The 25,172-nt window shown below is 42.4% G+C and carries 26 protein-coding genes; 15 read left to right on the top strand and 11 right to left on the bottom strand.

The genetic code is table 11. The features are described 5' to 3' along the window. Positions 1-118 precede the first annotated feature (118 nt). The 4 genes from pyrC to radD all read left to right on the top strand — a co-directional run bounded on the left by pyrC (position 119) and on the right by radD (position 4,058). Entirely contained in the window at positions 119-1,159 is a 1,041-nt protein-coding gene (pyrC, locus tag BIW53_RS13550) for a dihydroorotase (protein WP_070992544.1), read from the top strand. Positions 1,160-1,477: 318 nt separating this feature from the next. Next, entirely contained in the window at positions 1,478-1,687 is a 210-nt protein-coding gene (locus tag BIW53_RS13545; RefSeq protein WP_070992543.1) for a cold-shock protein, read from the top strand. A 203-nt stretch (positions 1,688-1,890) separates the two neighbouring features. Beyond that, the gene (locus BIW53_RS13540; protein ID WP_070992542.1) at positions 1,891-2,196 is read left to right on the top strand and encodes an H-NS histone family protein; all 306 of its coding nucleotides are present in this window, start codon (positions 1,891-1,893) and stop codon (positions 2,194-2,196) included. 116 nt (positions 2,197-2,312) lie between these two features. Then, positions 2,313-4,058: a DNA repair helicase RadD gene (gene radD, locus BIW53_RS13535; protein WP_070992541.1), complete on the top strand. Its 1,746-nt coding sequence runs from the start codon at positions 2,313-2,315 to the stop codon at positions 4,056-4,058. Between the two features lie 33 nt (positions 4,059-4,091). Here radD and BIW53_RS13530 read toward each other — a convergent pair whose 3' ends face one another. Then, positions 4,092-4,421, bottom strand: coding sequence for a ribonuclease E inhibitor RraB (locus tag BIW53_RS13530; RefSeq protein WP_070992540.1), 330 nt, complete (start codon positions 4,419-4,421; stop codon positions 4,092-4,094). Between the two features lie 163 nt (positions 4,422-4,584). Between BIW53_RS13530 and BIW53_RS13525 the strand changes: the two genes are divergently transcribed. The 3 genes from BIW53_RS13525 (at position 4,585) to BIW53_RS13515 (ending at position 10,933) form a co-directional block, all read left to right on the top strand. After that, positions 4,585-6,321 carry an autotransporter assembly complex protein TamA gene (locus tag BIW53_RS13525; RefSeq protein ID WP_070992539.1) on the top strand — a complete coding sequence of 579 codons (1,737 nt, stop codon included), beginning with the start codon at positions 4,585-4,587 and terminating at the stop codon, positions 6,319-6,321. An 8-nt stretch (positions 6,322-6,329) separates the two neighbouring features. Further along, the gene (gene tamB / locus BIW53_RS13520; protein ID WP_175442141.1) at positions 6,330-9,998 is read left to right on the top strand and encodes an autotransporter assembly complex protein TamB; all 3,669 of its coding nucleotides are present in this window, start codon (positions 6,330-6,332) and stop codon (positions 9,996-9,998) included. Between the two features lie 65 nt (positions 9,999-10,063). After that, entirely contained in the window at positions 10,064-10,933 is an 870-nt protein-coding gene (locus BIW53_RS13515) for a peptidylprolyl isomerase (protein ID WP_070992537.1), read from the top strand. Here BIW53_RS13515 and queF read toward each other — a convergent pair. Then, positions 10,920-11,765: an NADPH-dependent 7-cyano-7-deazaguanine reductase QueF gene (gene queF, locus BIW53_RS13510; RefSeq protein ID WP_070992536.1), complete on the bottom strand. Its 846-nt coding sequence runs from the start codon at positions 11,763-11,765 to the stop codon at positions 10,920-10,922. The two genes, BIW53_RS13515 and queF, sit on opposite strands and share 14 nt — an antisense overlap. A 61-nt stretch (positions 11,766-11,826) precedes the next feature. Between queF and syd the strand changes: the two genes are divergently transcribed. Next, complete coding sequence (gene syd / locus BIW53_RS13505) at positions 11,827-12,366, top strand: SecY-interacting protein (RefSeq protein WP_070992622.1); 540 nt, start codon at positions 11,827-11,829, stop codon at positions 12,364-12,366. Between the two features lies 1 nt (position 12,367). On the opposite strand, the gene BIW53_RS13500 is transcribed toward syd, so the two are convergent. Genes BIW53_RS13500 through BIW53_RS13490 form a run of 3 tightly spaced genes read right to left on the bottom strand, consistent with a single transcriptional unit; the run spans position 12,368 to position 13,682 of the window. Beyond that, positions 12,368-13,141: a Zn-ribbon-containing protein gene (locus BIW53_RS13500; protein WP_070992535.1), complete on the bottom strand. Its 774-nt coding sequence runs from the start codon at positions 13,139-13,141 to the stop codon at positions 12,368-12,370. 1 nt (position 13,142) lies between these two features. Continuing rightward, positions 13,143-13,406: a hypothetical protein gene (locus tag BIW53_RS13495; protein WP_070992534.1), complete on the bottom strand. Its 264-nt coding sequence runs from the start codon at positions 13,404-13,406 to the stop codon at positions 13,143-13,145. Between the two features lie 48 nt (positions 13,407-13,454). Beyond that, positions 13,455-13,682 carry a DUF2789 domain-containing protein gene (locus BIW53_RS13490; RefSeq protein WP_070992533.1) on the bottom strand — a complete coding sequence of 76 codons (228 nt, stop codon included), beginning with the start codon at positions 13,680-13,682 and terminating at the stop codon, positions 13,455-13,457. 102 nt (positions 13,683-13,784) lie between these two features. Between BIW53_RS13490 and BIW53_RS13485 the strand changes: the two genes are divergently transcribed. Beyond that, on the top strand, positions 13,785-14,435 hold the full coding sequence (locus BIW53_RS13485; RefSeq protein WP_070992532.1) for a GNAT family N-acetyltransferase: 651 nt from the start codon (positions 13,785-13,787) through the stop codon (positions 14,433-14,435). Positions 14,436-15,033: 598 nt separating this feature from the next. Here BIW53_RS13485 and BIW53_RS13480 read toward each other — a convergent pair. The 3 genes from BIW53_RS13480 to BIW53_RS13470 all read right to left on the bottom strand — a co-directional run bounded on the left by BIW53_RS13480 (position 15,034) and on the right by BIW53_RS13470 (position 17,482). Next, on the bottom strand, positions 15,034-16,071 hold the full coding sequence (locus BIW53_RS13480) for a S66 family peptidase (protein ID WP_070992531.1): 1,038 nt from the start codon (positions 16,069-16,071) through the stop codon (positions 15,034-15,036). A 76-nt stretch (positions 16,072-16,147) separates the two neighbouring features. After that, entirely contained in the window at positions 16,148-16,453 is a 306-nt protein-coding gene (locus BIW53_RS13475; protein WP_070992530.1) for a DUF3301 domain-containing protein, read from the bottom strand. Further along, entirely contained in the window at positions 16,454-17,482 is a 1,029-nt protein-coding gene (locus tag BIW53_RS13470) for a DUF3549 family protein (protein ID WP_070992529.1), read from the bottom strand. A gap of 155 nt (positions 17,483-17,637) precedes the next feature. Here BIW53_RS13470 and BIW53_RS13465 point away from each other — a divergent pair, with 155 nt between their 5' ends. Genes BIW53_RS13465 through BIW53_RS13455 form a run of 3 tightly spaced genes read left to right on the top strand, consistent with a single transcriptional unit; the run spans position 17,638 to position 19,117 of the window. Continuing rightward, the gene (locus BIW53_RS13465) at positions 17,638-17,946 is read left to right on the top strand and encodes a YqcC family protein (protein ID WP_245699414.1); all 309 of its coding nucleotides are present in this window, start codon (positions 17,638-17,640) and stop codon (positions 17,944-17,946) included. Beyond that, positions 17,940-18,674 carry a tRNA pseudouridine(65) synthase TruC gene (gene truC, locus BIW53_RS13460; protein ID WP_070992527.1) on the top strand — a complete coding sequence of 245 codons (735 nt, stop codon included), beginning with the start codon at positions 17,940-17,942 and terminating at the stop codon, positions 18,672-18,674. Before BIW53_RS13465 ends, truC begins: the two co-directional genes overlap by 7 nt. Beyond that, a complete protein-coding gene (locus BIW53_RS13455; RefSeq protein WP_070992526.1) occupies positions 18,674-19,117 on the top strand; it encodes a flavodoxin in 444 nt (147 codons plus the stop codon). Before truC ends, BIW53_RS13455 begins: the two co-directional genes overlap by 1 nt. 24 nt (positions 19,118-19,141) lie before the next feature. Here BIW53_RS13455 and BIW53_RS13450 read toward each other — a convergent pair whose 3' ends face one another. After that, a complete protein-coding gene (locus BIW53_RS13450; RefSeq protein ID WP_070992525.1) occupies positions 19,142-20,707 on the bottom strand; it encodes a lytic transglycosylase in 1,566 nt (521 codons plus the stop codon). A gap of 85 nt (positions 20,708-20,792) precedes the next feature. Next, entirely contained in the window at positions 20,793-21,560 is a 768-nt protein-coding gene (gene gloB / locus BIW53_RS13445; RefSeq protein WP_070992524.1) for a hydroxyacylglutathione hydrolase, read from the bottom strand. 52 nt (positions 21,561-21,612) lie between these two features. On the opposite strand from gloB, the gene BIW53_RS13440 reads away from it, so the two are divergent. Then, positions 21,613-22,368 (top strand): class I SAM-dependent methyltransferase, encoded by a 756-nt coding sequence (locus BIW53_RS13440; protein ID WP_070992523.1) that lies wholly within the window; start codon positions 21,613-21,615, stop codon positions 22,366-22,368. 9 nt (positions 22,369-22,377) lie between these two features. Here the strand turns inward: BIW53_RS13440 and rnhA are convergent, their stop codons facing one another. Next, on the bottom strand, positions 22,378-22,857 hold the full coding sequence (gene rnhA / locus BIW53_RS13435; protein ID WP_070992522.1) for a ribonuclease HI: 480 nt from the start codon (positions 22,855-22,857) through the stop codon (positions 22,378-22,380). 70 nt (positions 22,858-22,927) lie between these two features. Between rnhA and dnaQ the strand changes: the two genes are divergently transcribed. Together dnaQ and BIW53_RS13425 are read left to right on the top strand one after the other, a co-directional pair. Continuing rightward, positions 22,928-23,635, top strand: coding sequence for a DNA polymerase III subunit epsilon (gene dnaQ, locus BIW53_RS13430; RefSeq protein WP_070992521.1), 708 nt, complete (start codon positions 22,928-22,930; stop codon positions 23,633-23,635). A gap of 11 nt (positions 23,636-23,646) precedes the next feature. Further along, entirely contained in the window at positions 23,647-25,014 is a 1,368-nt protein-coding gene (locus BIW53_RS13425) for a TIGR03503 family protein (RefSeq protein WP_070992520.1), read from the top strand. The last annotated feature ends 158 nt before the right edge of the window (positions 25,015-25,172 follow it).

Below are 25,172 nucleotides of genomic sequence, written 5' to 3'. Positions count from 1 at the left end.
CAAAAAAAAGCATTTTAGAAACAAATAAGCTATTTGTTGGGATGAGTGAACGCAAAAACTTTACTCTATGTTGTTAACTGCCTATGATCGGGCAAATTCAGCCGTGGAAAAATGAGCAATGACAAGTACAGTAGACACCCTTACAATTACTCGACCTGATGACTGGCACGTTCACCTACGTGACGGTGTACAATTAAAAGATACCGTAAGAGATATTAGCCGCTATATGGGACGCGCTATAATCATGCCTAACTTAGTGCCACCGGCTACATGTACACAAACCGCGTTATCGTACAGAGAACGTATTATGGCAGCACAGCCACAGGGTGATTTTACGCCACTTATGGTACTTTATCTGACAGACAACACTACACCAGAAGAAATTAAAAAAGCTAAGGCCAGTGGTCATATTGTTGCAGCGAAGTTATATCCCGCAGGTGCAACGACAAACTCTGACTCTGGTGTAACAGATATTGAAAATATTTATCCTGTTCTTGAAGCAATGCAAGAAGTTGGGATGCTGTTGTTGGTCCATGGTGAAGTGACAGACTCTGCGATTGATATTTTCGATAGAGAGAAGATATTCATTGAGACAAAGCTTGCTAAGGTCGTGGCTGCATTCCCAGAGCTTAAGATTGTGCTTGAGCATATAACCACTAAGGATGCTGTGGAGTTTGTAGAAAAAGCCTCAGATAACGTGGCAGCAACAATTACGGCGCACCACTTGCTGTATAATCGAAACCATATGTTAGCAGGTGGTATTCGACCACATTATTATTGTTTACCAATATTGAAGCGCAACATTCACCAACAGGCGTTAATAGCTGCAGCAATCAGCGGCAATAAAAAGTTCTTCTTAGGTACCGACTCTGCTCCTCATGCAAAAGATAAAAAAGAAGCTGCATGTGGCTGCGCGGGCGCGTACACGGCACACGCTGCACTTGAATTATATGCTGAAGCGTTTGAAGACGCAGGAGCGTTGGATAAGTTAGAAGGATTTGCCAGTCACTTTGGTCCTGATTTTTATGGCTTACCACGTAATGCAGATACCGTGACGTTGAAACGATCAAGTTGGACAGTTCCTGAAAGTTATCCGTTAGGGGATAGCCATGTTGTTCCGATTAAAGCCGGAGCAGTAATATCCTGGGAAGTAGTCTGATAGCAATCAATAACATTTTGAATTAGATAAAAAAAGCGCACATGTTAGTGCGCTTTTTTTATTTCATCATATTATTTAATTATTAATTTTGATGGGAATTTGTACTGTAGGTCATTTTATATGTTAGGCTTAGAATGCTTTGAGTTTTTGCTGTTCTATGGATGTAAGAGTTGCGGTAAGGAAGCTTCATTAGCTACGGGTTAGTGAGCATAAGGTGTTTTTTGCTGTATTTATTATTCCGACGGGTTGCGGCGCAAGCTCAAGGAGGAAGCCTTCAAGGCGAGTGTTAAATTGATCTGACTTACAGGAATAATAGGTATGTCTAATTCTAAAACAGGTAAAGTAAAGTTTTTTAACGAATCAAAAGGCTTCGGCTTTATTGAACAAGAGAACGGTCCTGATGTGTTTGTACACTTCAGTGCTATTTCGGGTGAAGGGTTTCGCACTTTGAGTGATGGTCAAGCCGTGTCGTTTGATATTAAGCAAGGTAAAAAAGGTCCTGAAGCGGAAAATGTAGTCGCGTTATAACTTCACTATGCCTGAGGAGTAACGTTCTGTTGCTCCTATTTTATTCACATTTCTAAATATTTTATCAGAACCATCTTATATTATTTGCTTTATTATATTTATATGTAAAAATATAGTAATTGAAATATGAGTGCACACTTTTTAAAGTTTGATTATAGTATACCTTTTTTAGGTATTAACCTGATAATTTAAGAGAACCATCAATGCGAGAAATTAAATCTTTTATCAAATCTGCAAGTTTTAATGACTTAGAGAAAGCCGCTGAATTAATAAATGAAGCAATTGAATCTCAGCGTGAACAGCAGCAAGTAAAAGAGGAAGTATTAGCACTGATCAAGGAAAAAGGTTTAACCCTTGATGATCTTGTTGCTGGCGCACCGGTAGATAAACGTGCAAAAGTTAAACCTAAATATAGAATCGAAAAAGACGGCGAAGTATTTGAATGGACTGGCCGCGGAAAAACACCAAAAGCATTCGTGGGTGTTAATTTAGACGACTATACTATCTAGTCGAAAAACTAAGCAGCTATATTTATAAAAAGGCCCATTATGGGCCTTTTGTCTCGAAGCCTAATTTTATTAAGTATATAATTGCCAAATCGTTTCTCTGCTTGCAATATTGAGAGGTGCGTATCTATACGCTAAGACCTTATCAAAAAGAAGCCGTTCAAAATACCATTGCTCACTTTCGACTTAGCGATGAACCCGCTGTTATCGTATTGCCAACCGGTGCTGGAAAGAGTCTAGTTATAGCTGAGTTAGCGCGGCTTGCCCGTCACAAAATCCTTGTTTTGGCACACGTAAAAGAGCTGGTAGAACAAAACGCGCAAAAATATGCCAGTTTTGATTTATCAGCAAGTATATTCTCAGCGGGACTGGGACAAAAGAGCTTATCAGAGCAAGTTACATTTGCGAGTATTCAGTCAATAGCACGAAACCTAGAGCAACTTACTAGCTACTTCTCGTTGGTCATAATTGATGAGTGCCACCGTGTAAGTGCAGAAGAAGATAGTCAATATGGTAAGGTTATTAAAGCATTAAAAGTCCATAACCCAAATTTAAAGGTATTGGGTCTTAGTGCAACACCATACCGTCTGGGTATGGGATGGATATACCAAAATCATTATCACGGTTTTGTCAGAGGAACATCTGAGAGCCCATTTAAGCGCTGTATTTATGAGCTACCTTTACGTTATATGATCAAAAATGGCTATTTAACCCCTCCAAAAGAGGTTGATCCAGCCGTTAGTCATTATAATTTTTCTTCCTTAAAAAGTGATCAATTTGGAAGGTATTCTCAAGAAGATATGAATACCCTGTTATCAGCTCAGACTCGTGCAACTTTTAGTATTATTTCTCATATTATCGAACAGAGTAAACAACGTAGCGGGGTGATGATATTTGCAGCAACAGTTATGCATGCAAAAGAAATATTTAGTTATTTACCTAAAGGTAGTGCCGCATTAATTATTGGAGAAACAGAAACTGTTAACAGAGACAATATAATTAAAGATTTTAAAAATAAGACGTTAAAATTTTTAGTAAATGTATCTGTATTAACTACTGGATTTGATGCGCCCCATGTTGATCTTATTGCTATTTTACGCCCGACAGAATCGGTCAGTTTATATCAGCAAATTGTTGGCAGAGGACTGCGTTTATCACAAGGGAAAAAAGATTGCTTGGTACTTGATTACGCAGGCAACGACTTCAATTTATTTCACCCCGAAGTTGGCAGTAAGAAGCCGAACTCCCAAAGTGAGCCTGTACAGGTTATTTGCCCTGGATGCGGCTTTGCAAACATTTTCTGGGGGCAGCTTAATGAGCAAGGAGAACTTATTGAACATTATGGCCGTCGATGCCAAGGCTTACTTGGAGACCCACCTGATCAGCAACAGTGCGATTATCGCTTCCGTTTTAAAGAGTGCCAAGCATGTGGCGGAGAAAACGATATTGCAGCAAGGTTGTGTTTACATTGTGGTGAAGTCATGGCAGACCCTGACGATAAGCTGCGTGCCGCGCTAAATCTAAAAAATGCCATGGTACTTAGATGCAGTGGGTTAAGTGTCTCCTTACTCAAGGCGCAACAGTTCAAAGTTACTTACTTTGATGAAGATGGTGCAAGTTGTGATGAAGTATACGACTTTGTTAACCCCAAAAGCCGCTTCGTGTTTAATCGTGAATTTGGCCGACGAGTGAAGGGTAGAAATTTACAAGTTAGTTGGCAAAATGCACAACAAGTGTATGAAATGTCTCACCTATTAGAAGCACCAGACTTTGTGGTGGCGAAACAGCACAAAAAATACGGTTGGCAAGTCAGCGAAAAAATATTTGATTATCAGGGGCTGTATCGAATTGCGGATAAATCCTAGAACCTACTCACTGGGCTCTAGGATTAAACTTGGTTATTCTGAGGCCATGATCCCCCAGCCGTCACCATAACCTTCATGACCATTGGCAATGCTTTCTAGGTATTGCTCTGTTTGGCTCAGCAATTGATGCTCTGGCACCATTTTTACAGATGTGATGACTTCCCAAACACCAGTATCTTTGCACTGTTGTAGTTGGGTATGTGGCGCAAGTTCATCGTCTGAAATTGCTTTTATAAATGACTCTGCCTGAGGTTTTTGCTCAAAGAGAATGAAAAAATCGACCGTGTGAAACTGCGTAAGGTCAATGCCTGCTTCTGCCATCTCGGCTAGAAGTTGGCCGTTATCATCATCTGGGAATTGCATATTTAGGTCCAAGTAACTCAATTATGGCTATTGTCGGCTATTCGCGAGCAAATAAAAAGAGGTGGAGAGAAATTTGCCCATAATTGTGCATCGAATGTTCATAGGGTGGTTATGTATGAATATGATAGAATATGTAGAGTTTGACATAAGGAATAGATGGTAAGTGTTTAAGGCCGTTATATTTTTGCTGCTAGTAGCATTGGTGAATACGCACTTTGCTGCTCAGGCGCAACCCCAAGTGCCAGAAGGTTGGCAACTACAGCGTATTGATATAGAAGGTGTAAATAGCAATCTAGAAGATAATATTAGCGGCTATATCAGTTACTATTTAGAACAGCCCTTTGAGCAACAGCAATTAGAGCCACTGCGTCAAGCTGTTGAGCAAGCAATGCAAGCGCTGGGCTATTATCATAGCCAGATTTCTTTTATTGCCACGCCAAGCAGCAACTCACTACAAGTCAATATCGATGCAGATGAACCACTCAGTTGGAACGAAATATCAGTGCATTTGATTGGCTCAGCTCAACATGACAAAGCATTGAAGAGCTTACTTGCAAAGTTGCCTATAATGGTCGGACAAACGGTGCGTCATGATCATTACCAACAGGCGAAATCAAGTTTGGAGAGCTTGTTGCTAGAGCGTGGTTACTTTGATTTTAAATGGCAACGCAGTGAGCTGTTAATTGATAAAAGTGAACGCACAGCAAGAGTTAAATGGCAACTTGATGGGGGAGAGCGCTATCACTTCGGTGAGCTGCAAGTGGGCAAAGATACGCAAGCAACGCAATATATACGCTCTTTAGCGACATTTCAGCAAGGTACCCCTTTTCAAGGGGCATTATTGTCGGATTACACGCTAGCATTAAATGCCACTCCTTATTTTCGTTCTGCCAAAGTTTATCCCTTGCTAAAAGATCGCCACGATGGGGTATTGCCAGTACAAGTAAATGTAATAGATAAGCCCGATAACAGTTTTGAAGTCGGCGGTGGATACAGTACAGATCTTGGTGCAAAAGTTCGTCTAAAGTGGGCAAAACCTTGGATCACAGATGATGGGCACTTTTTGGAAAGTAATTTATCTGTGTCTGAGCGCCGCCAGGACATTACAGGCAGCTATACAATTCCTGTCGCAGACCCTAACAACGATGTTTGGCGTATTCTTGGAGGTTATCAATTCAATGATGACATTCAACAAGGGATCAACAGCAAAATATGGAACGTGCAGTTACAGCGACAATGGTTAACGGATGATAACTGGATCCGCACAGCCTTTATTAAGCGAGAGCATGAAACCACAGAGCAAGATGGCGAACGGTTAGAAACCGAAATGTTACTGCCAGGTGTTAGTTATGCTAAAAAGCAAACAAAAGGGGGGACAACCCCGTATTGGGCAAATGAGCGGTTATTGTCATTGGAAGTTGCCAGCGACTCGTTGGTGTCATCAACATCATTATTAAAAGCGCGTTGGAATAATGCTTGGTTACGAAATTATCAACAACAACACTTTGTGATTAGCCGCATTAATCTTGGCGCTATTGTTGCGGATGATATTCATGAAGTGCCTTTTAATATGCGGTTCTTTGCTGGCGGTGATCAAAGCATTCGAGGGTTTGCTTATCGTTCTATCGGACCAAAAGAAGGTGATAAGGAGATAGGTGGTAAGTACCTTGTAACCGGCTCTTTGGAATATAACTACCAGTTTTTACCCAGTTGGCGCGCCGCTGTATTTATTGATACCGGTACAGCGACAAATGATTTCTCTGAGAAATGGTCTGTGGGGGCTGGGTTCGGTATTCGTTACCTCACGCCTGTCGGTCCCATTCGTATTGACCATGCTTGGGGGTTAAGTAAAGAAAGTAAAAGTACGCGTCTAAGTATTGTTATAGGGCCAGAAATTTAATGTCACGTATGTCACGTTTTAAAAAAATACTCGGCGGCTTTGCAGCTGTTGGGGTGGTTATTTTTTGTATTATTGCGACCGCGCCCGGTCATCATTTATTGGTGGCTATTGCAAATTATACGATACCGGGATTGAAGGTAGAGCTGGCAGATGGTCGGTTGCTATCTGGCACACCAATGAATGTGGAATACAGTAGTGAGCAATTGGCTTTTAACGCGCAGGCGCTTAGTGTGTCACTTGAATGGTTTAGTTGCGCAACAGTTTGTCTAGATGTATCTGCAGATCGGTTAAAAGCGGCCTTGAAAAGTTCTAAACCAACAGCAAAGGAACAATCGCAAACGACGGCCACCATAAACTTGCCACTGTCTCTTGGGCTTAACGATATCAATGTGGAGCACATTGATATCACCTTTGAACAGCAGCGCATTACCATTGAAAAGCTGCAAAGTGCAATACATTGGCAAGACTCGCATATCAATGTAAGTAAGTTACTTGTTGAGCAAATGAGTCTAAATCTACCTGTGGCTGCAAAAGATAACCCCCAGCCTGTACCGACTAGTTTGGCTGGCCTAGAGCTTCCACCTGTGTTTGTTCCTGTTGATGCAACGCTTGAAGAGCTAAAGGTAGAAGAAATACAGGTAATACAAGGCAAACAAACGACCGTGATTGATGAGCTTGTGCTCCAAGCAGAAGTAAACTCGCATCAGCTAAAGTGGCACAGACTCGCTGTAAAAGCGATGGGTATCAGCGCTGAATCACAAGGCACAATAAGCTGGTCTGAGAAATGGCAGTTGCAAATGGGCGTGCTTTTGGACAAAGGGAATAATCAATTGCAAATAGATGCGTTTGGCCCCTTATCTGAATTGAAGTTAGAACTTAAAAGCCGTGGAGAGTATCCAAGTGAGCTGCAAGGTCAAATAGACTTAACTAGCGCGAACTGGCCTTTCTATATGCAATTTGATGCTCAGTCGTGGCACCTTGGTGGGTTGTTGCAGGTCCCATTAGAGCAGTTACAAATCCAGCAAGCTTCAATGAGTGTAGTCGGTGATGCTAATGATTACTCAGCACAATTGATACTTGAGGGGAGTACTTCGCCAGACATCCCAATTGCATTTACTACCAACTTACAAGGGACATTGACCGATCTTAATATCAGCGCAGCTCAGTTAAAATGGCAAGAGTCTGTTTCAACATTGGCCGCACAGCTCAACTGGCAGCAAGGGGTGAGTGGAAAAGTAGAAACGCAGTTAAGTCCTTTACCAATAAAAACATTTTTGCCGGATTATCCCGATACTGAACTTAGCGCAAATTTGACAGCTAACTTCAATTTAGAAGGGGAGCAATGGCTGTTAGACGTGGACGCGTTGAAAGTCTCAGGAAAGTTGCTGGGTAAAGACATTGCCGCCCACGCCCAACTCAACCTAAATCAACATTTGCAGGGACAGCTCAATACACTGGTTTTGAGCTATGGACAAAGTAAGCTACAGGTGTCTGGTAAATTAGGACAAGAGCTGGCGTTATCAGGAGAAATAGATGTTAATCATCAACATGATGCGTTAATTCCAGTTGATCTCGTTTCAACAGGCAAGATGATGATTAGCGGAGCGCATAGCGCGCCACAAGTTGAAGCGACTTTAGAGATTGAACAATTTGCTTTTGATAGTGTGATAGCGAGTCATGTGAATTTAGAGGTACAAACGGATAGTGCAGCTAATTGGGCGACCAATGCTCAGATTAAGGCCCGTAATATTCAGTACGGCACTTCGCAAATGAGTCATGTTCGTGTCGCGTTACAGGGCGATAAGTCCCAGCATACGGTAACGGTGGATACTAAGGGCGATTTACAAGCATCACTCAAAGCCAATGGAGGGTGGCATAACCAGCAATGGCAAGGTGTGCTCAGCGATGCAAAACTGACTTATCAGCAACAAATGCTGACGCTGTTAGAGTCAGCGAATATTAGCGTATCTCAGGATTTCGCTCGTGTGGACAATCATTGTTGGCAGCTGGTTAATAGCAAAGTTTGTGTGGCGGGTAAGCAGGATATAACCAGTGGCGCAGGCAGTGCAGATGCGCATGTGCATCAGTTTATGCTCAAAGATGTCAACCATTGGCTTGCTGATAAAGCGCAACTAGATGGATTTGCCCATGGAACGTTGTCAGTTGCTTGGCATGACGGTCAGCTGAAAAAGGTGGATGGTCAATTACAAATGCAACAGCTCAAGGTGCATAGTCAGCATGAGGGACAAACACACACGTTGCCAGTTGAGAATTTGAGCACGCAGTTGACAAGTAACAAGCAGCTAGCAAAGTTGGACTGGCAAGTTAATTCATCTGTATTGGGACGAATTCAGGGGTTACTAGAGTTTCCTTTAGCAGCGAAAAATACCGATTCAGTGCGAGCAACGGTAGAAATTGTACACATGTCTTTGTCACCGCTGGCGCCGATTTTAAGCAAAAATTTAAAGCAATCGGTAAAGCTGGCGGGGAATATTAGTGGTGATATCACTCTATCTGGAAACATGAGCAGTCCAGAAGTATTAGGTGAAGTTAACATTTCAGACATTGCACTTGCCAGTCCAATATCTCCTATTTCTTTAGTTTCGTCGACATTGGGTATTAAATTTGCTGGCAAGCAAGGCTTTCTTACAGGGCAATTACAAGGTGAGCAAGGCGGCAGTTTGGCGTTGGACGGAACAATGGCTTGGGAGCCGGAACTTACAGCACGTGTTACCGCTCAGGGGCAAGATTTTTTACTCTCACCAGAGACGAATGTTGAGTTGACAATCTCCCCGGATATTACGGTCGATTATGGTAATAATCAAGCCTCGGTAGTGGGTAAAGTACAAGTACCTTATGGACGTATTGAAATCAAAGATATACCAGCGGGAGCTATTCAAGTGTCTGATGATCAGATCATTGTTGATGCTAAAAAAGAACGTGTTAGTCGCTCTCCTATTGCATACTCTATCGATGTGGACGTACTAGTGGGCGATGATTTCAGAATAAAGGCCTTAGGTTTGGACAGTTATATAGCAGGTCATTTAGATATGACAAAGGTGCCTGCTATGGCGCTTCTTGCCAGTGGCGAGTTATCACTGCTTGAGGGCCGTTATCGTGCCTTCGGTCAGGATTTAATCATAAAAACAGGGCAAATTGGCTTTAATGGTGCGCTGGATAAACCCTATTTAAACGTTCGTGCTATTCGTAATCCAGAAGTGACTGCCGATGGGGTCGAGGCGGGGATCGAATTGTCTGGGAGTATTAGTACACCACGTTTTTCAATTTATTCACAACCTGTGATGGATCAGTCTCAAGCACTCGCTTATTTACTCAATGGAGAACCACTTGGCGAAGGGGAAAGCTCAAACAATGCTATCTTGACACAATTGTTGTTATCTCAGGGGTTAAATCGTAGTGAAAACCTCGTGGCCAAAACAGGTGAAAAGCTCGGATTTAGTGATGTATCACTTGGTGCAAGAGGCAGTGGTGAGTCGACTAAGGTTGAAGTGTCTGGATATCTGACACCCAGTGTGCAAGTCAGTTATCGTGTGGGCGTGTTTGACTCATTGAGTGAAATAGCGGTTCGTTATAGAGTATTTTCAAAGCTCTATATTGAAGCAACCAGTGGCTTATATGACAGTATAGATTTACTGTATAAGTTTGATTGGGACTGATACAGTCACAGAACCTCTTAGACAATAAAAATAACAATAAAAATAACAATAAAAAGGAATATGTCATGTCTATTTATCGTTACTTAGTGAGCGGTGTGTTGGTACTGAGCGCTTTGCAGGTGCACGCTAATGCAAGCAAAGCACCACACGAGATCGTTGCCCAAGCTAGTGAATCGGCTTGGCGAACAGTGAATATTGAAAATGTATTGAAAATACAGCTGGCAACAGGGGCGGTGTATGTTGAACTCAATCCATTCCTAGCGCCTATGCATGTTGATAATATCAAGCTACTTGCACGCGAACGGTTCTATGATGGATTAAATGTATATCGATTTGTGGAAGGTTTTGTTGCGCAAGGAGGTGATGAAACTAGTCAAAAGCAGCCTCTTAAAGCTAAAAGGCAACTACCCGCAGAATTTATTCATAAAAGTAAAACTCCCCTTAGCATTACGGCGCTAAATATGACCGATGGCTATGCTGAGCGAACTGGGTTTTTAAATAGCTTTGCCGTTGCGCAAAATGCGAGCGGTACACACACATGGCAAACTCACTGCACAGGTGCTTTTGCTATGGCACGAGAAGATGCACCTAACTCTGGCGGCACAGAGTTTTACATCGCACTAACGCCGCAGCGTTATCTAGATCAAAACACCACGGTGTTTGGTCAAGTATTGCAAGGTATGGAGCATATTCAGCGGCTCGATCGAACGGCTCAATCTGGAAAAGTGTTTAATCCTATCACCAGTGTGGAAGTGCTAGCTGATGTTAGCAAAGAAGATAAGCTTAGATTTAAAGTGTTTGATACAAATACAAAAGACTTCAAGGCGTTGATAGAGGCTAGAAAAAACAGGCCTGAGGCTTGGTTTGTGGCCAAGCCCAATTATGCAGATGTATGCGCAATTAAAGTGCCTGTGCGCAGTTTTACTGGCGATTAATGCGGATCTGAAATGGCGTTTTATCTTGGTCGCTAGAACGATAAGGGTTGATATCTAAACCGCCGCGTCGCGTATATCTGGCGTAGACATCAAGCTTTTCAAAGGTAAACGTGTTCATAAGTTCACAATAGATACGTTCAACACATTGCTCGTGAAATTCGTTATGGCTGCGAAAAGAAATTAAATAGCGTAATAGAGATTCTCTACAAACCTGTGTGCCAGTATAAGAAATGACAATACTGGCCCAATCAGGTTGGGATGTGATTAAACAGTTTGATTTTAACAAGTGACTGTGTAGCGTTTCGCTGACCTTGTTTTCACCGGTTCCTTTTAAGATCCCCGCTTGAGGGCTGTAGATATCTACTTCAATATCCAGGTCATCAATACACTCACCTGGCATCTTGGTAAATGGCAAACAAGCATAGTCATCGGCCTTATAAAGCGTCACTTCTACTTGTGTATTTGCTGCGTTAGATAAGTCTTGGGTGAGAATAGCTTGTACCTTTGCGGCACTTTCAAATTGGCTCTGATTAAAACTATTCAAATACAACTTAAAAGATTTTGACTCAATAATATGTGAACTTTGGCAAGGAAATACAAAGCTTGCTACTGCAACCTGCGGCTTACCTTTGAGGTTTAGCCATGAAAGCTCATAACCGGTCCAACTGTCCTCTCCTTTAAAAGGGAGGGCTGATTCATCTACCCCGATTTGATCGCGGTTGAGCTTACGCGCGATTGGGTGCAGCAAAGTAGCATCATAGTGTGACGCATATTCGGTCGTTTTACCTAAGACTGAGGCTTTTAGCTCAGGGGCATTTGTGTAATCTGTCATGTTTCACCATTTGTGGTTACAATGGCAATATTATAACGGATCCCAACACGGTTGGCAGTATATGGCTATAAACCAGATTTTATCTCAATTACATGAAAATTTTGCAGTGCATTATCAGCAGGAGCATCAGTCATTACCATGTATGTACTATGACCCTCAATGGCCAAGCCCTTGTGAAGTAGGAGAACCCATTGATGATGAGCGTATTCAATGGCAAGCAGCGCCACAGCCCAATGAAAATAATTTGCAGCAATTGGCAATGGCACTGGAATGCGCCTTTCCCACAGCATTGGATGAGTACTATAGTAGTTTTTTTGCGGGCAATATTGTTGGCACCATAGAAGGGCATCAAGTCGAATTGTTGCAAGCGTGGAATCAGGAAGATTATGAGCGACTACAGCAAAATATTACCGGCCATGTTTTGATGAAAAGAAAGCTAAAACAAGAAGAGACTGTATTTATAGGCTTAACAGAACAAGATGATTTGCTGCTCAGTGTTAAGCTAAACAGTGGTGAGGTGTGCCTCGAATATGTCGGTAAACCACCACACCATGTGTTAGCGCCGGATTTAGCGGATTTTTTGCAGCAAGTAAGTTTCTAGTTTACTGAAAATCCCAGGAAATATTTGACACGAGTTCACAGTTGTCGCAGCGAAAATCAAATAATCCAAACCAAGGTTCATTGAGTGCCCATTCGCCGTGACAGCTAGGGCATTTACGCTGCTTTTCTGCTTCAAAACTCTCACCGCCTACGCGATATATATAATAGTACACAGGCTTTTTAGTTAAAAACCGGATCCGTTTTGAGAGATCCATCCCTCTTCTGAATAGATCACTGCTGGTACTTGATATTTCTTCTAGCGCAGCAAATTCACAGCGTGTCGCGCCGTTGATCTGAATTTGGTCGCAAGCTTGCCAGTCTTCTTGCCATTTTATAAGGGCTTTATAGTCGCCATTAGCTATGGCAGGGATCTTGTAAAGTGGCACGGGTAAAAAGTCGTCACCACAGTACAAGGGGCTACATGTATGCACATATGTGGTATACAAAATGTAGCTTGAGGGCTGGGCACACTGATCCGCCCCATTGGCGTGGATATCCTGTCCTATGACTTTGACCTTGGGCGCAAGTAATCCAGCCTTTTGCAATTGGTCAATGGCATGTTTAACAAAAGGGCTATGGTTGAGCGGGTGCAAGGCATCTTCAAGTGGACACATAACCCGAGTAATAAAGTAGCCATCTTTTAGCACGGTTGGAAATTCATCCCCGATGATTTGGCCATTAAAACGCAGTGCATTAACCACTCGATTGATGGCAACTTCCGCCAAATCGAGGGTCGTGTCTTGATAGCAATCGAATGTTAAATCAACCACAAACATATTAGCTTTTCTCTAATAGGAATAATAATCTATCAAGCTTTTGCTCGATTCTATCAAGCTGGCTCTGCCCAGAGGGGGTGTCTTGCTCAGAAAATGGTGGCAAAGGCTGTGTTACTATATCTGGATTATTTTTGTAGGCACTGATCCCTGCGATAATGACAGGCATGGGGATAGACCCACTTAAACGGGCTTTGGTTAATGCAACACTTGGGGTTTTACCTTCTGCAACTAGGTCGGCGATTGCCTTTTGTACTGCAGGATGCATGCGCTTTACTCCACACAAATAAAGCGCATCATACCATAGCTAAAAATGTTAGCGTAGCATGGCATCTAGTTCATCAATCAGTTCACACCAATCCGCGTCTTCACGCAAAGACTCTTCGATAAAGTGCCGCTGACCTTCATTCCAAAAAGGCGCTTCAGCGAGTAACATATCGTCAGCAATGCGATGCTTGTTAACGAACTTCGTTATTTGGTCAGGTGAGTTGTCCAATCCTAATTGAGCAAATAAAGTGGCAAGGTTATGCTTGCAGGTATCCATAAATCACTCCGTAAGTTGCCTAAAAAACACTCTGTAACTATAGTAGACAGTGCACTTAACAACAATCCGTTCGCCCTAATAACAACAACATAAGGGGAAATTATGCGCGTTCTACAGCAGCAAAACCTAGCAGTGAAATACTTAACACCAGAAGATATGCGTGTCGCAGCAAGCTTATTGTATCAGGCGTATCACGATGATGACGTGTTGCGCAGTGTGCTCTTTGCAAAAGATGACAGTAGCTATGAAATGAAGCTAAGAGCTTTCATTCGAGAAGAGCTTGCAAGCTTTGGTCAGGGCCGCCAGCCGATGGTGGGTTTGTTTGATGGTTCAAATTTATACGCGGTTGCATGTGTTCTTGAGTCGGAAACAGAGCTACAAGCATCGCGATATTGGCATTGGCGGTTGCGTTTAATGTTAAGCGCTGGATATTTACAGACCCAGCAATTAATCGAAAAAGAAAATACCATTAGAGCCGCTTTAGAAGAATATGGGCATTACTATTTTCTTGCCTTTATCGCCGTTGATCCTCATGTACAAGGACAAGGGCTCGGTCATTATTTACTTAGCGGATTGGATGATTTGATCTCAAGCAATAAAGATATCAATGGAATGGCCGTGTTTATTACACAAACTTCCCAAAAAGCTTTCTTTTTGGGGCATGGATATCAGGTAATAAAGCAGCTTTCGTTTGAGAAAGTGACGGGAGAGTTATTATTTAAGACACAACAATCGGACGGATCGGAAAACTAGTTGTAAGACTTTTCCTACATGAATGTGAGCTAAGGTGTTTTGTGCTGCTGTTATTCGTCCTGTTTTTTACATTAACCTGTTGTAATTAAATATCTTTATTTTATTTGCAATAATATTTCAATGAGAATATTTTCTTTTTTGCCTTTTGGAACACGAATAACAGCGTAAACTTAATCATGTCAGGAAGACAAAGCGATAGGAATCGCAAATGGAGTGGAGTGCAGAGGGTTAAGGTAAGCTGCAATTGCAAGGAGCATAAAGGAGCAAGGATTGATTTAGGAACTCACAGGAAGTGGGCGTATATCAGGAAGGTATACACAAGGAAGGCAGGACAGGCACATGGCGTGCTGCTTAAGGAGCGCTCAGGATGAGTGAAGAGGAGGCCAAGTAGGCAAGTGGATAAGTCACAGGACGTGATATAGGAAGCAAGCAAGGATGGTATCGGGGTATGACTAGGATGTATACCCGTTCAGGGGATGAAGAAAAAGGTGGCTTCACGCATTGGGAACGGAAAACCCATCATGGATGTAGTCAGAACTAGGCGCGACAAAGGTTGCGCCTTAGTTTTTTTTGCGTTTATTATTCGTACAATCCAACCTCATCGGTCATTGAAAACCTTTTCTACTAGCGTAATAGAACCATGTTGTGGATCTACTTGGCATTGAATGCCCAATGGCAGTATGACTTGCGGATCGGTATGACCAAAATCTAAGTTTGCAATAACCACGAGTTGGTCGTTATTAAACTCTTCTTTGACCACATTTAGCACTGTTTCTTCCAAGAGAAGCTGTTCGTGTTCGCTATAGTCTCTAGGACGACCAATTAGCAGTGCGCTAAGTTGTTCAAATACACCCATCACCCCATAATTGCGTAACCAATAACGGATATATTCTACTGACGGCTTTTCTTGTGAGGTTTCCAAAAATAGGACTTTTTGTTGCCAAAAATTTGTAGCAGGCCAATAGTTCGTTCCTTTTAGCATTTCTAACACCTCAATACACCCACCAAATAACCTGCCTGTGACCTGAGTATTTCCTTGCAATACCTGCGGCCCTCTGCTTTTGATAAATGAGTGGCATAGGCCTGTGTGTTTTGTATTTTCCCAATCGGGGTAGCCATGACAAAAGTGACTAAATGTGGGCAGCATGCGCTTTGCGGGGTTGGTTGTTAAAAATGCTTTAAGGTAGGTTTGATAGTTATCATCAAAGTTATGTAGTTGCGCCAATCCAGCCATCACTGATGGTCCATTGAAGGTAACAATTCCAGATTGATTCAGTGTTGTTGTTAAGCACGTGCTGTCAGAGTAACCCATATAAAGTTTGGGATTCTGGCTGATAGTTTCCAAGTCTAAATATTTCAATATACGTGCAGAGTCAGAACCGCCTATCGTGGCTATGATTGCGTCGATTTCGGGGTCTAAAAACGCAGCGTTGATGTCATCAGCGCGAACTTTAGGATTCTGAAACAGTGTATCTGCATCCATGGTTGCCGTGGGGTAGGGTTTAACGTTGAACCCAAGCGATACTAAATTATCAATGCCTTGCTGATAAATATGTGGGAAGGTTGCGGGTCCCCCCCAAGATGGGGAAACAACCGCAATAGTGCTACCTGATTGCAAATAATATGGTTTTTTCACAAGCGAGCTATCCTTAGTAAGCGAAAGCCTACTAGAATAGTTTGCTAGTATCTTGAAATCAATAAATTTTATATCGTTAGGTAGTTATACGATGAGGGGGAACATCAGCTTTAACCAAGCGGCTATTTTCAAGGTGTAATACGCCTTGATAAACCGTTTCACCATCGGAACTAAATTCAAAAATAAACTGGCTTTTTATACCAGGCTTACCATTTTTGAGTATGCCCAAGCGACGCTTTTGACACGCTACACTCAACAGTTGAACTTGCAGTTTGTCTGCTTGATGTTGTGCGTGATCTTTCGCAGCTTCAGCAGCTTGCCGACTGCTCCAAAATAGTGCTATCACCGCACCTACTAGAATAAAAAGCCAAAGTGTTGCCATCTATGAAAATAACCTGCCTATAGCGCGAGACAAATTGTCACTGCGATTTTCTGCTCTTAGAATGCTTAAAACATGTGGGCGCAATGATGGAATTGCAACTAGATCTGCAAAAATACTTGCAAATAGCCCCTCGAGCTTGCTGTTCTGTGCAGCGCATTCTAAAAATTTAAACAGTCGCTGCGAGTCTAAGAATGTTTCCCAACAGCGCCCGGCCAAAGTGAGTAATACGTCAGATTCAGTGCTGTATTCACTGTCCAGTATGGTATCAACGCATTGTGCTAATAGGCCTTGAGCATTACTGCCAGAGATTGCTCTAAGGTTACAGATTAGAGCATTAAGGTTTTGCTCACTGAGACAAGAATCTATTTCACTTTGTAGTTTTTCTGTGAAACGGATGTCGATAGCGACATGTTCCAGCATAGCACTGAGCGGCTGCTTAACCTCAAGTGGCAAAGAGGCCCAAATGGCTTGTAAGTTCTCACTGTTTTGGCCATGGTCAAGGCGAAATGCGAAGTCTGCAAGACCTTGAATTGCGAGGCTTTGCCAGTCTTCAACGGGCAATTTACCAGAAAAGTACAGTTCGCTGTACTCATAGTACTGAGATGCTGGGCGTTTTAGCTCAGTTTTCAACAATGCATTGAAAGCGGCTAACTTGTTTGCATTGGGCGTAAAAACATAGGGGTTATTGTCTAGTTTTCCCTCGGCTTGTTGTCCGGTTAGCTCCGTTCCTAAAGCTTCTAATACCATACTGGCAAAGTGATCGCGACTAGCCACAATCAATTTGCTCTGCTCATCTAGAGGAAATTTTAAAAACCAAACATAGGGGTCGACAGTAGCTTGGTTATCCCAAAACTGAATCGCCAGTAATGCATGTCCACCCAAGGGGAAAGGATAGGGGGTTTGTGTTGTTTCAATTTGCGCAAAGTGTTGTTTATCTATTTTCGTGATCCTGCGGCCAATATCATATACTCGCCACTGTGTGCCTGCTGCACTCAAAAGTTCGCCTAAAGTAGAAATTTGCGCTGTCATGATTCACCCACTTAATGATTAGAGCGCGAGATTATACCCGTTATTAGTGGATCTGATAAGCAAGCTATGGGTAAAGATCGACAGTTTAGGTATAATTGCGTCATTAATATGTATATTGAGTTTTGATAATGCACAGTCTGTTTCATCAACATGTTATGAAACTTGTACAAGAGTTGGAGCAAACACTAAAATCAGCTGCATTGTGGCAAACACAGGCAATTGAACCTAGTTTGTTGCAATCTACTCAGCCATTTTGTTGCGATACATTGCGTTTTGAACAGTGGCTACAGTTCGTATTCATTCCGAAAATGTTGGAGCTACTCAGCCACCATGAAGATTTGCCAAGTAACATTGCACTGGCTCCGATGGCTGATGTCTCATTACATACACATGTCCACTTTGCTGATGTTAAGCATATCCTATCAAGGTTAGATCAGAGCTTATCTCAGGGGAAAATATGCTAGAGATTATTTATCAAGATGAGAATTATGTAGCAATTAATAAACCATCCGGTTTATTGGTACATCGCTCCTTTTTAGATAAAAGAGAAACGCAATTTGCGATGCAAATGCTGAGGGATCAACTTGGTCAGCACGTATTTCCTATACATCGTTTGGATAGACCAACATCTGGTGTATTGCTGTTTGCTTTGAGCTCTGAGGCTGCACGTGACATGAATCAGGTATTCATTGAGGGCAAGATTGAAAAGCGTTATTTAGCGCTAGTGAGAGGATTTGCACCAGAGTCCGTATATTTGGATAAGCCTCTTAAAGAAGAGCTAGATAAAATAGCAGATAAATTTGCGGATCAAAATAAAGCACCACAGGAAGCGCAAACGCAGTTTAATTGCTTATATCAGGCAACTTTGCCGATCCCATTTGGTAAATACCCCAGTATTCGATATTCTTTAGTTGAGTGCTTTCCAAAAACAGGGAGAAAGCATCAAATTCGTCGCCACCTCAAACATTTATCTTACCCGATTATCGGCGATGTGAATCACGGTGATAATAAACATAATCACTTCTTTTTTGAGCACTTTGGTTTACAAAGGTTGATGTTGTTCGCAACTTCACTTAAGTTTATCCATCCTTATACAAATGAAATCATAACGATTAAAGCGAGCCTTGGAGAACGCATGTTGTCAATTTGTGCGCAATTGGGCTGGCCAAATACTGAAAAGGATTATGAATAATGGCGTCAGTATCTATTTTTGTAGGCAGTGTTTACGGCAATGCCGATAACTTAGCAATCGAAGTAAAAAATAAATTACTTAGTCTTGGTCATGAAGCAACTGTGTATGAGGGAGGCACACTGGAACAGCTTCAAAATGCCAGCAATATATTGTTTATATCCTCAACGACTGGCTCGGGGGACTTACCTGAAAACTTGCAGCCATTATTTACGCAAATGCAAAGCCAATTTCCAATGTTGACCAATAAAAAAGTTGGCGTGATCGGCTTGGGTGATATCAGCTATGGAGAAACATTTTGCGGTGCGGGGCGCCAGATTGACGCTTTGGTACAAGAGTTGAATGCAACAGTTCCAGTTGAGCGCCTAGATATAGATGCCTGTGAACATTTTGAACCGTGGGAACCTACAGCGCCATGGTTGATGCGCTGGGCCGCACATTTATAAAAAAAAGCGCCACTGGCGCTTTTTTTAAGAGTTTTTCACATCTACTTTGAGCTTTAACTTTTGGCCGGGATATAAGTATTTTTGTCCCGCTAAGTCATTCCATTTTACTATCTCTTTAACCGTAAGGTTGAATTTAGAAGCGATCCGAGCCAATGAATCTCCGCGTCTTACTTTGTAAGTAATGGTACGATTGGTGTCAGCCACTTTTTCAGTTTTAGCTTCTTGGTAGATGGTAAGCTTTTGCCCTAAACGTAAAATCGTATTGGATTTTAATTTGTTCCAACGAGCAAGCTGTTTAATGGTCACATCGTACTCACGACTGATGTCCCACAAGGTATCACCGTTTGTGACAATGTGTGTTTTCTGAGCTTGGGGCGTTTTAGCAACCGCATTACGAACATCAGTTGGTAAGTGTTCACTTTTAAGTTTCCCCTCACTAAGAGGTATCAATAGGTTCTGGCCTATTTGGATGATATGAGAGTTTAACTTGTTTAACGACTGTATTGCGCTGGGGCTTGTCGAAAACTTCGCCGCAATCACTGAAAGAGTGTCGCCTTTCTTAACGGCGTAGTGCTGCCAGCGAAGTCTGTCTTCAAGTGGTGTTGCAGCGAGTTTATCTTTAAATGCGTCAACTTTGTCAGCCGGCAGAAGTAATGAATGAGGACCATTTGGATCGGTTGCCCAGCGGTTGAATGCGGGGTTAAGTCGATACAGTTCAGTCAAAGAAATATCCGCCATATCAGCGGCCATTGCTAAGTCGATTTGAGAACCAATATCAACAGACTCAACGACCTGTGCATTGATGATTTTTTTCCAGCTTACCTTAAACTCTTCTTGTCGCTTTAGTAAGTCGGACAAGGCCAGTAACTTAGGAACATATGCAGTTGTTTCTTGCGGTAAATCCAATGACCAGAAATCGGTAGGTAAGTGTTTTTTACGATTCTTTCTAATTGCTTTTAATAGTCGACCTTCGCCCGAATTGTAAGCGGCGATCGCATTGAGCCAGTCACCTTCGAGAGTTTTGTGTAAGTAGCTCAGGTAGTCTAATGCAGCACGAGTTGATTGCACTATGTCTCTGCGGCCATCGTACCACCAGTTTTGCTTTAGGTTAAAACGCTCACCAGTTTGTGGCATAAACTGCCAGATCCCTGATGCGCTGCGGTGTGAATAGCCAAATGGGTCAAAAGCACTCTCAACAATAGGTAGCAGAGCAATTTCAATTGGCATTTGGCGCTTTTCTACTTCTTCTACAATGAAATAGAGATAAGGCTCTGCACGCTTGGCAATTCTGTCTAAATAGGCCTGATGACGTTGATAGTAGTTTCTTTCTGCAACCACAGGACGATTTTGTGGCACATCAATAGAAAGCTGGTAACGAATACGCTCCCATACATCGTCAAATACAGGAGGCGGTTCATCCGCTTCAATTTGTTCTTGAATTGCACTATATAAAGTGTCACTGATCTCTGCAGGACTTGCGCTATTGAGCTGGGATACCGTTTCTTCGGTATTCTTATCGACAGCGGTCAACGTCTGACAACCGCTACTAAGCAGTGCTGTCAATACAATAGAAATAGACAATTTATTCATGGGCAACTTTCTTTTACTCAAGCAAAAACTCGCCAATACTACCTGTTAAGTACATATATTTAAAGTAGTTAGTATAGCCTATAGGTTAAAAGGCGTCTTTCCATGCTCGTAAAGCGGCAAAAACGAGCCAAGATTCATCGTGATTGCGCTGGAACTGGGTGGGAATATGCTCACTAATATGTTCGTGCTCAGCCCGTAAGAAAGGATTAACCAAACGTTCCTTAGCCATCGAGGTGGGTAAGGTTGGTTTGCCTTGGTGACGCTTTTCGTTTACCCATTGCTGATACTCTTGAATATTCTTATTGTGTGGCTCAACAGCACGAGCAAAGGCTAAATTAGCAGCAGTATACTCATGGGTACAATAAATCAGAGTGTTATCACTAAGTGAAGCTAACTTTTCCAGAGATTGCCACATTTGCTGTGGGTCCCCTTCAAAGAGACGTCCACAACCCGCACTAAATAGTGTGTCTCCAGTAAAACTATGCTGGTCATTAATGTAGCATATATGGTCCAGAGTATGCCCAGGTGTTTCGATAATCGAATATTTTACACCTAGAACATTAATTTCATCGCCTTCAACCAGTGGCTGAGTAACGCCTTTAAAAGGTGATTTTTTAGGCCCGTAAATCGTGATAGTTGGCGCAAAGCGATGTAGTTCAGCCACGCCGTCGGTGTGATCCCAATGGTGATGTGTGATCAAGATGCCTTGCAGGCTTGCATTATGTTGTTGCAAATATTCCATTACGGGAGCAGCTTGTCCAGGGTCAACTACCCAGACTTGGTTTTGCTTGGTGTCGCGGATAGCCCAAATATAGTTATCTTGAAAAGCTTTTATTGGCTCTACTTGCACCATAGGTGATTGCTCTATAAAGTGATTGGTAGCATTAGTATAACGGGCAAACTCAATGAAACCAGCCTTAAGTTTTCAACAAGGTCCAAAGCCACTTGAATGGCAAGATTTTCCTCACGGCGACTATTTACGAGTCGGCATAGAGAGAAGGGTGGGCAAGTGGCTGCCGAGGATGTTCGGTTATCATATGTTGAAGTTGGGGAGTCTTAGCGGTCAAATCAGTACCTCTAAGAGTGCTATCAAGCATCAGGTGTGTGTTGCGCCGCACAAGTTACAACATGTTGGCGTAGTAGCTGAAGTAGATGAGCTGCCTTTTTCAGAGTATAGCGTTGATGCATGTATTTTAAGTCAGTGCTTAGAATATCATTCTGATCCACACCATATATTGAGAGAGGCACATCGCACGCTTATTCCTGGCGGCTACATAGTTATTACAGGATTTAATCCATTTAGCCTATGTGGGTTAGCGAATTTACTGCCTTTTAGTAAAGAGAAACTTCCTTGGTCAGGACGATTTTTTACCCCATCTAGGGTTAAAGACTGGTTAGACTTGTTAGGGTTCGAGATTTTAGCCGATGAACGTTTTATTTATGCTTCACTGGCTCGGGGAAGTCGTCTGTCACGTTTTGCCCCATGGCGACGCTTTTGTCGCCAGTATTTAAAGCCTATGGGAAGCTGCTATATGCTCGTTGCACGCAAACGTGTTGCGCCACTGACTCCGATAAAACCCAAATGGCACGCCCGTCCGAAATGGGCGCCAGCGGTGAAAAGTGCACGACTAACCCAAACCCGCTCATCAAATGAAAAGTAGTGGCGGCTTTTAATTGCTCGCGGGTTCGGCTTGATATCCTTCGTCAATCAGTAACGTATCAGACGATGCAGCCTCACGGGCAAGATCGTCAACCAGCTCATTGTATTGGTTGCCACTATGCCCTTTAACCCAACGCCATTCGATGGTGTGTCTTTGGCAAGCATTATCGAGCCTTTGCCACAAATCAACATTTTTTACAGGGGTTCTTGAGGCAGTTTTCCAATTGCGCTTCTTCCAGTTTTCAAGCCAAGATTCAATACCTTGCTTAACGTACTGACTGTCGGTATAGAGTATGATATGACATGCTCTGGTGAGCGTTTCTAACGCGACTATTGCAGCAAGCATCTCCATTCGGTTGTTTGTTGTTAGTTGATAGCCTTGTGAGAGCTTTTTTTCATGGCCCTGATAACTCATATAGATACCATAGCCACCAGGGCCAGGATTGCCAAGACATGATCCGTCAGTATAAATCTCTACGGTTTTTTGCACGAATAGACCTGTTTTTATGTAGAATATATGTATTAATGGCTAACCATAACAAAGTTGGGCGGCAGACGATATGCTAAAACGACAAATAGTCCTGGATACGGAAACTACAGGCATAGACCCAAAAGCTGGGCATAGGATCATAGAAATTGGCTGTGTAGAGCTTGTAAATCGCCGACTTACGGGTAATAACTTTCATGTTTACATTAATCCGCAAAGAGAAATAGAAGAAGAAGCTATTGATGTTCACGGTATCACCAATGAATTTTTACGTGATAAACCGCTTTTTCATCAAGTAGCCCAAGAGTTCTTTGATTATATAAAAGGTGCGCAGTTGGTTATTCATAACGCGCCGTTTGACGTTGGGTTTATGGACCATGAGTTTGCTATGCTTAATCAAGGCTTCCCTGCAACACATGATTACTGTGAGGTCTTGGATACCCTTGTTATGGCGCGAAACTTGCACCCAGGTCAGAAGAACAACCTAGATGCATTATGTCGACGATACGATATAGACAACTCAAAGCGAACATTGCACGGGGCATTACTGGATTCCGAGATACTTGCAGATGTTTATCTGGGTATGACCGGCGGTCAAGTCAAATTGAACCTAGCAACAGGCAATGATAGTAATGAGCAAAATGATAGTGGTGGTATTCGTCGTTTAGCAGCGGATAGACCTGCGTTGAAAGTTGTCAAAGCCACTGATGAAGAGTTACAGGCCCATGTGGCCAGGCTACAGGTTGTCAATAAAAATGGCGAAACCTTATGGCAAAAATAGTGAGGTAAATTATGAAACGGTCGTGGTTCGCTCTACTTATGATTTTGGTAAGCACTTATGCGTTTGCCACTCCTCAGGTGACAGTGCTAGAGCGTGATGGGGTATCAAATGAAGTCCCATTACTGGATAACCGTTTTCGAATAGATCATGAAGTTGAAAAAATATCGCTACTTTTTTTCCGCAAGCCAGGTTCCCCCGCTGTCGTATTGGTTCAACCTGATGGCAGCAAGATTTATGCAACACATGCATTGCGTGATGACAGTTTACAGTGGTATGACGAAGTCAGCTTTGACTTGGTCGTGATCTCCAACCCAACACCTGGTCCTTGGCAAGTAATAGGCAATATCCAAGATGGTAGCCGAGTGATGGTTGTGGGTGACATCGAGCTGGAAGTTGAGCCTTTGCCACCTCTTATTTTTAGGGGAGAAACCTTAAAAGTGACGGGCCGCGTTACCAATGATGGTGAACCGATAGAAATTGGCTATTTTCGCGATGTAATTTCGTTAGTAGTTGATTTTGTCAGTACCAATAATGACAACTATGATAACTTTGGTGCAGGTACACAGAGCGTTACAGAATTTAAAGACGATGGTAGAGAGTTTGATGAGCGTCCATTAGATGGGGTTTTCACTGGTGAGTTTAAATTGTCATTCCCAGCTGGAGAGTGGCGGCCTGAGTTTCTCATTGAAACTCCACTCGTTAAACGTAAAGTTGTTGGCAAACCTATTTTACTTTCTGAGCCTCCTTTTAATTTCGAATTGACCCTTTCAGAAAACGAAGAGTTTGAACATGAATTGATGATCAAGCTCGATAATGAAATTGTTAAGCCCGAAAGTGTTATTTTCCAAGGTAAAATTTTCTACCCAAATGGAGAAGAGCAGGCATTTACCATTGAGCCCAAAGAGCGCTTGTTTAGAACCCTCGCTATTAAAAACTATGATTGGGGCCGTTATAGCGTTGAGCTCTCCGCATTCGGTGAAAATATTAACGGTCGTGAGTTTATGGCGACCTTACCTGTATACAAGTTTGAAATTGAAAGGCCGATTGAGAAGGTACCAGAATTACATGTACCAATTGATACGATACTCATCCCTGAGCCAGAGCCAGAACCTGAGATCAATACACCTTTAGTGGTTAGTGTTATTGTTGTGGGGAACCTACTTGTTTTATTAGCAGGTTGGGCTGCGGTTCGAATATTAGTTCAAAATAAACCGATTAATTTTAATTTTAAATTTAAACTACCTTTTGCGAAATCTAAGAGCACAGAGAAACAATCTCAAGAACCTCAAAACGAAACTCAAAAACAAAACGAGGAGGAAAGTGGTTCAAAAAATGACAAATCAGGTGATATTTTGAACCTTTCGATGTCAGATGACTAAAAAAGCGGGTATTTTTCAAAAAAACTGTTGACTCTCATGGGGTCGATTCGTATTATTCACGCCGCTGTCAGGGAGCAGTCTGATAGCAAGAATAATGCGGAGTGGTAGTTCAGTTGGTTAGAATACCGGCCTGTCACGCCGGGGGTCGCGGGTTCGAG

Source organism: Pseudoalteromonas byunsanensis, assembly GCF_001854475.1.
Lineage (GTDB): Bacteria > Pseudomonadota > Gammaproteobacteria > Enterobacterales > Alteromonadaceae > Pseudoalteromonas > Pseudoalteromonas byunsanensis.
This window is presented reverse-complemented; position numbering and strand designations above follow the sequence as displayed.